Origin of the sequence: Streptomyces sp. NPDC087787 (genome assembly GCF_044743035.1) — a bacterium.
Taxonomy (GTDB): domain Bacteria; phylum Actinomycetota; class Actinomycetes; order Streptomycetales; family Streptomycetaceae; genus Streptomyces.
On record NZ_JBIUVQ010000047.1, the window covers coordinates 1 to 6,787 of the forward strand.

Here is a 6,787-nt window from a genome sequence, read left to right on the forward strand (position 1 = left end):
GCTACCTCACCCCGCTGGAGACCCGGCAGCGCCTCGAACAAGAACACGCCCTCGTGGCGTAAGCATCGAGTGTCCAAGATCACGGGGAAGCTTCATTACCGACTGCGCTTTACGGTTTGGCTGTTGCCACGTCGGCCAAGTGCGTGGCTGATCCCATTGGGGGGCTCGAGTGACCATTGCCGTCGACCCGCTGCGACTGTCGAAGCCGCAGGACTCCAGCACGTACCTCGCCATCAAAACGCCACAGGGGGGACGCACGGTCTTCAGCGTGCGTGTTCCACTCCTCGACCTCCCGACCATCCTCCCCGTCCCCGACCCGAACAACGTCGACAAGGACAACCGCAAGGTCGACCGTCTACACGCCAAACACTTCGGTGAGTACCTCGACACCAAGCAGGACTGGGTGGCCCCAGCGCTGCTGGCCCGGGATGGCGGAGGATGCACCTTTGAGAAGGCGGATGACCAAGGCGCCGTCGGCTACCTCACCGTTCCGTGGGCAATCGGCGGCGTCTCCAGCCTGCGGACTATCGATGGTCAGCACCGTGTGCTCGGCGTCGCAATCGAGAAGCAGCGCATCACCGATGCCATCTCTGCCGTAGACCGCGAAATGGCTCGTAAGGTCAGCCCCGAGAAGTTCGCGAAGCTTGAGTCTGAACGCGAGAAGCTCATCGGACAGATGAACCGCCTTAAGGCCGAGTATGTCGGCCTGGACATCTATGTCGAACCAGACCCGATCAAGGCTCAGCAGATGTTCGTGGACGTTGCGGACAACGCTAAGGGCATCAGCAGCGCCGTCCGTGCCCGGTTCGACAGTTACAAGGTCGCCAACCGCACCCTGTCCGACGTCATCGACCACCCGCTCCTGAAGGGACGAGTCGACGCCGAGTAGGACCGCATGACGCTCAAAAATCCCAACTTTATGGGCGCCAAGCACGTCGCCGACATCACCCGTGCCGTCATCGCCGGTGCCGGCGGTCGGATCAGTAAGAAGGCTGAGCAAACTCTCACCGACGGCGAGGTGATCGAGCAGGTCAAGGACTTCCTCGACGTTATCTCCAATGCCTTCACTTCCCTCGCCTCACTTACCGAGGACGACCCCGAAGCGGAGCGTCAGCCTGGTGAGCTCACCATGGCCCAGGAGGTCCGCCGGACCTCGCTCCTCGGCTCGGTGGGCATGCTCCGAGTTCTTGGCGGTGTGTTCCGAGAACTCCGGGGTGGTGAGAATCCTGCCGAGCTCGACGACATCACCGACTTCTTTAGGCGCCTCGACCCACACATGGCCGCACCGGTCTCCGAGGTCAGTATTTGGCGTACTACCGCGGCCAACGTTGACTTCGAGCCGAATGCATCAGCACCGATCATGCGCACGCAGAACATCGTTCACTTGGTGGGCGTTATCGCGGGCTGGTACAAGAAGGCCCCCGCCACTCTGTAAGGCGAAGATTCGAGAGGAGGGCGCCGCTTTTGAAGGCGGCGCCCTATGCGCGTCTGGTGCGAGAGTTTTACGCACCCTCGCGGTTGCAGAGTTCGGAGCGGAAGAGTCGAACCGCAGACCCTCGGGTCAGTTGGGTGCCTCAATCGGGCGATGCAAGCCGCATGTAATTATGTCCCACTATGCGAAGTTCGCCTAAGGGTGACTCCTCTGTTTACCCTGCTTCTACTTGCTTTACCGTGCAAGGGGGCGCGGTTTCTGGCATGGTGTTCGCCATGACCGGTGATCAGGAGAGCTTGACTAGAATCGCCTTCTTCAACCATAAGGGTGGAGTCAGCAAAACCACGAGTGTATTCCATGTTGGGTGGATGCTTGCTGAGCGTGGGCATACAGTGCTTATGGTTGACACTGACCCTCAGTGCAACCTCACTGGCATGGTCATGGGATTCCGAGGTGCAGGCGAACTCGAAGAATTCTACGAAAACCACGGCGACTCAACCATTCGCTCTGCCGTCTCCCCAGCTTTCGAGGGGCGGCCGCGCCCTATCGAGGCGGTCGAAACGGTTCAAGTGCTGGGGTGCGACGGCCTCCATCTGCTGGCCGGTGACATTCGGCTAGCGGAATACGAAGTGACACTCGGCATTGCCCAGGAACTGTCCGGTTCAATTCAGGCACTGCAAAATGTTCCCGGCAGCCTTTCCTATGCTATCGATGTCACGGCGCAGTCGATTAACGCCGATTATGTGTTGATCGACATGAGCCCCGGACTGGGGGCGATTAATCAGAATTTGGTCGGCATTAGTGACTACATTATCGTTCCGGTCGCGCCAGATTACTTTTCTGTCATGGCGCTCGACTCCTTGGCTCGGGTGCTTCCGCGATGGAGGAGGTGGTCTTCGCAAGCTGCCGCGATGGAGATCCTAGCTGAAGCTGCTTACCCCTTCCCGAATCGTCAGGCAAAGGTCCTTGGCACAATCGTTCAGCGGTTTAGGCCGCGTGCGGGTAGACCAGCGGCGGCCTTTCAGCGCTGGATTGACGAAATTGGCACGGCCTTCAGGGAGAACTTGCGGCCAGCTTTGGAAAAGAGTAGTCAAGCGTTGGTCCGTGAGGCATACACTGCCGCTGGTGTTGGTCAAGACATGGCGCTGGCCTATATTGCCGATTTTAACAGCCTCATTGGCGTCTCTCAGGAACACAGCACTCCGGTATTTGCGCTTAGCGCAGAGCAGATTCCAAACGTTGGCTTCGTCCTCGAGACAAATATTGAATCTACCGAGAGATTCCATGAGGAGTTCTCTGTACTGGCCCTTCGGATCGAAAACCTAATTGCTGCAGACCGCGGGAAATCGGTGGGGTGCCTTGATCCTGTGGAGGCTCCGACCGAGGTGGACGGAGAGTAGTCGTGCCTACCGCTGCGTATGAAGAGTTTCTTCGGCATATACAGGCGGCTCGGCATACCGCGGGTACTGCATCGGCCTTGAGTGCGCAAGTAACAGGTGCTCTGCAAGTCGATGATCTGCTGCGGGGGGCGCTTGTTCAAGCAGTTAGCGCTTTGGATAGATATGTCCATGAAGAAGTGCGCGTTAGGGTCCTGCAGCACTTTATCGATAACTGCACCCCAAGCGCGATGCTCAGGTTTCAAGTTCCACTTTCGGCAGTTTTGAGATATAGAGACGAGGGAGGGGTTGCGTGGCTTGATGAGGTAGTCCGATCGCGCCATTCCTTTCTCTCATTCCAAAGCCCCGACAAGATAGCGGATGCTATTCGTCTTGTCAGTGACGGTGAGCTATGGAGTGAAGTTGCTCAATCCGTTGGTCGGCCGGCGAAGGATCTTAAGCAGGAACTTAAGCTGATCGTGGCACGGCGAAATTCTATCGCTCATGAATCTGATATCAGTCCGGTTCCTCCATATGATCGAAACGAGATTAAAAGCGAAGATGTGGCCGAGACTCTAGATTTCGTGGAGAAGTTGGTTTCAGCGCTTCATTCTTTCCTCAACGAAACGGCGTGAAGTGCTCGTTATGAGGTTGGCGCAACGGCTTTGGGGTGGCGCTGCTTTGGCGCGAGTGATCATGGCCCCGTAAGCTTGCGGCGCGTCGGGCAGTCTGTGGACCTGCCCGGTAAAGCACGACGTTGGGGCCATGATCTTCGAGGCTCGCGCCAAAGTGGCTCCGTAAAGCCGTAGAGCCGACCGCCCCAGCCACGACGTACCCCTTCTCTGACGTCAGGCGGGCTCCTGGTGTGCGCGCGGCACGGGCGCCGGCCGGGCTGAAGCGGGGCGGAGACAGACATCCGATGCGGTTGATCAGTCAAGCGGTGTTGGGGAAGGCGGTCTGTTCGTCGTAGGGGATGCGGTGGGTGAGGCAGTGGTGCAGGCAGCCCAGTAGGCGGTTGAAGAGGTTGCGCTGGGCTGCGACGTATCGGTCTTCGGCTGCGCGGCGGCGGTCGTAGTGGGCTCGTGCTCCGGGGGATGCGGTGAGGGCGGCGAAGGCCCAGATGTAGCCGGCTGAGGCGAGGCGCTGGTTCTTGATGTGCCTGGCCAGGACGGTGGTCTTGCGTCCGGAGGATCTGGTGATGGGGGCGGATCCGGCGTAGGCCTTCAGGGCGCGGGGGCTGGTGAAGCAGGTGTGGTCGTCGCCGAGTTCGGCCAGGACGCGGGCTCCGGTGAGGGCGCCGAGGCCGGGGAAGCTGGTGATGATTTCGGCGTCTTGGTGGGTGGCGAAGGCGGTGGTGGTGGCTGCTTCCAGGTCGTCGGCGCTGGCGCAGGTCGCGTTGAACTGCCGCAGCAGAGCGAGGGTTTTGGTGCCCATGGCCTGCTCGATGATGGGTGGCTGGTGCATCTGTGGCTCGCGGAGCAGGGTGTGGAGTCGTTCGACTTCTCCGGTGATCTCGCGCTGACGTCCGGCCTTCTTCAGGATCGCTCGCAGTTGCGGGCGGGTGAGCTGGGCGGCCTGGGTGGGGGTGGGGGCCGCGGCGAGCAGGGTGCGGATGACGGGTGAGGCGAGGCCTTCGCGGAAGTGGCGGAAGACGGTGAGGAAGCCGGGGAAGTACTCGCGCAGGTGGGAGCGGAGGCGGTTGCCGGTTTGGAGGGTCTTCAAAGTTGAGCGGTGCATCTCGTCAGGCGCGCTGACTGTTCGTCACAGGGTGTAATGGCCATGGCGGGACTGGCCCCCCGGACGCAGGACGCCCGTGGTCCTGGTTGATCATTTCTGTTCTCTACGCAGAAGGATCATTGGGGAGCCACGGGCTTGGTCAACGATACGACGTTGTTGCTCGGTCTCGACGGGGTGTCCGTCATGCGGGTCGAGTCACTGGCCGACGGGACGCGTCGGGTGCACCTGATCACGGCGGACGAGGCGGCGCGGGCCTGCCCGTCCTGCGGGGTCGTCGCCTCCCGGGTGAAGGGGCCGGCGGTGACCCGGCCGCGTGATCTTCCCTACGGACAGCGGAAGCTGGAGTTCTTCTGGCACAAGCGCCGCTGGTGGTGCCGCGAGCCGAAGTGCCCGAGGAAGTCGTTCACCGAGAGCATCGCCCAGATACCGGCCGGAGCACGGATCACCGCCCGGCTGCGGGAGGCGGCCGGGCACCGGGTGCGCGATGCCGGCTCCACGGTCATCCAGGCCGCCCGTGACCTGCATCTGTCCTGGCCGACGGTGATGGGCGCCTTCCGCACAACGGTGCGCGAGGTCGTCGACGCCTCACTGCCCGAGGTGAGGGTGCTGGGCATCGACGAGACCCGGCGGGGCAAGACGAAGTGGGAGCAGGACCCCGACAGCGGCAAGTGGCACCTGGTGCGGGACCGGTGGCACACCGGCTTCGTCGACGCTCTTGGCACCGGCGGGCTGCTCGGCCAGGTCCAGGGCCGCGCTGTCGCTGACATCCTGGCCTGGCTCGCCACCACACCGCTGACCTGGCGAAAGAGTATCCGCCACGTCGCCATCGACATGTCGGCCACCTACCGCGCGGCGGTCCGCACCGGCCTGCCGCACGCGATCGTCGTCGTCGACCACTTCCACCTCGTCCAGCTCGCCAACAAGATGCTCTCCATGGTGAGGCGCCGCACCACCGCCGAGATCCGAGGCCGACGTGGACGTGCCACCGACCCGGAGTGGAAGGCCAGACGACGGCTCCTGCGCAACCGCGAGGATCTCACCGACGACCAGTTCGCCACCATGTGGAACACCCTGCTCGGTGAGGGCAAGATCGGGCAGACGCTGCTGACGGCGTGGATTGCCAAGGAGAACCTGCGCAACCTCCTCGCCCTGGCCCGCACCGGGGCCGACCGCCACCAAGTCGGCCACGCCCGCTGGAAGTTCCTCACCTGGTGCACGGACGCCGACATCCCCGAAGTCCGTACCCTCGCTGCCACCATCGACCGCTGGTGGACCGAGATCGCCGCGTTCATCGACACCGGCCACAGCAACGCCAAGAGCGAGGGCATCAACCGCGTGATCAAGCTCGTCGCCCGCAACGCGTTCGGCTTCCGCAACGCGGACAATCAACGGCTACGGACACGCTGCGTCACCACCCGCCGAGCCCGCGGACACCTCCGCACCGCTCAACTTTGAAGACCCGGTTTGGACGCGGTCCCAGACGGCGTCCTGGTGGGCTCGGGCCAGGACGGTGATGGCCTGGGCGAGGTGGCTGTCCGCGGGCAGGGGCCGGTGTTCTGCGGGGTCGGTGCGCAGGATGTTGGCCAGGACCTTGGCGTCGAGGTGGTCGGACTTTTTGCGGCTGAGTGCGTAGCGGTCGCGGTAGCGGGCGGCGGTGAGCGGGTTGATCACGTAGATGGGTCTGCCGGTGGCGCGTAAGCAGGCGACCAGGAGTCCGTGAGAGGTCTCGATGGCGACCGGGATCGGGTGCTCTGGGCTGTCGCCGTGCTGGGCGAGCAGGTCCAGGAGTTGGCTGAGGCCGGCGGGAGTGTCGTCGATGCGGAGCTTGTCCAGGAGGGCGCCGGTCTCGTCGAGCAGTGCGATGTCGTGATGGTCGGTGGCCCAGTCGATGCCGCAGAACACGCTGGCCATGGTGGTGTCCTTGGGTGGGTAGCGGTGGTGTGAGGTCGTCGCCGTGGCGGGGTTGCGCGTCTCTCTAATGGCAGGGCTCGGGGCCCGTCATCCAATTAGCCGTTCGCAATCCCAGCGGTCGTCAGGGGCCTCGGTCAGCTGCGGAACTGGGAGCGTTCGCCGAGCGGTGAGAGGTGTTCCCTGGCGGCGGCTTGGACCACGAGAGCCAACGATGCCGCTGTTTGTGTGCGAGCGGGGGTACTTCCAGTGTCGAAGTGGAGCAACAACCAGGGTCTGGCACAATTTCCGTGAGACGGTCACGCCTTGTAGTTGTTGATCTACCTTCGGGCGG

General features: G+C 62.7%; 6 protein-coding genes and 1 pseudogene. 5 read left to right on the forward strand and 2 right to left on the reverse strand.

From position 1 onward, the window contains the following. Positions 1-169 precede the first annotated feature (169 nt). From ACIOWN_RS34210 to ACIOWN_RS34225, 4 genes are all read left to right on the forward strand, one after another. On the forward strand, positions 170-889 hold the full coding sequence (locus tag ACIOWN_RS34210; RefSeq protein ID WP_401984426.1) for a DNA sulfur modification protein DndB: 720 nt from the start codon (positions 170-172) through the stop codon (positions 887-889). A 6-nt stretch (positions 890-895) separates the two neighbouring features. Continuing rightward, on the forward strand, positions 896-1,435 hold the full coding sequence (locus ACIOWN_RS34215; protein WP_401984428.1) for a hypothetical protein: 540 nt from the start codon (positions 896-898) through the stop codon (positions 1,433-1,435). Positions 1,436-1,707: 272 nt separating this feature from the next. Then, a complete protein-coding gene (locus ACIOWN_RS34220; RefSeq protein WP_401984430.1) occupies positions 1,708-2,832 on the forward strand; it encodes a ParA family protein in 1,125 nt (374 codons plus the stop codon). A gap of 2 nt (positions 2,833-2,834) precedes the next feature. Continuing rightward, a complete protein-coding gene (locus tag ACIOWN_RS34225) occupies positions 2,835-3,443 on the forward strand; it encodes a HEPN domain-containing protein (protein ID WP_401984432.1) in 609 nt (202 codons plus the stop codon). A 298-nt stretch (positions 3,444-3,741) separates the two neighbouring features. Here the strand turns inward: ACIOWN_RS34225 and ACIOWN_RS34230 are convergent, their stop codons facing one another. Further along, positions 3,742-4,530: a transposase gene (locus ACIOWN_RS34230; RefSeq protein WP_401984433.1), complete on the reverse strand. Its 789-nt coding sequence runs from the start codon at positions 4,528-4,530 to the stop codon at positions 3,742-3,744. Between the two features lie 150 nt (positions 4,531-4,680). Between ACIOWN_RS34230 and ACIOWN_RS34235 the strand changes: the two genes are divergently transcribed. Beyond that, on the forward strand, positions 4,681-6,000 hold the full coding sequence (locus ACIOWN_RS34235) for an ISL3 family transposase (RefSeq protein ID WP_401984436.1): 1,320 nt from the start codon (positions 4,681-4,683) through the stop codon (positions 5,998-6,000). Here the strand turns inward: ACIOWN_RS34235 and ACIOWN_RS34240 are convergent. Beyond that, positions 6,001-6,456 (reverse strand): annotated as a pseudogene (locus ACIOWN_RS34240) (IS110 family transposase); the annotation flags it as partial. Positions 6,457-6,787 lie beyond the last annotated feature (331 nt).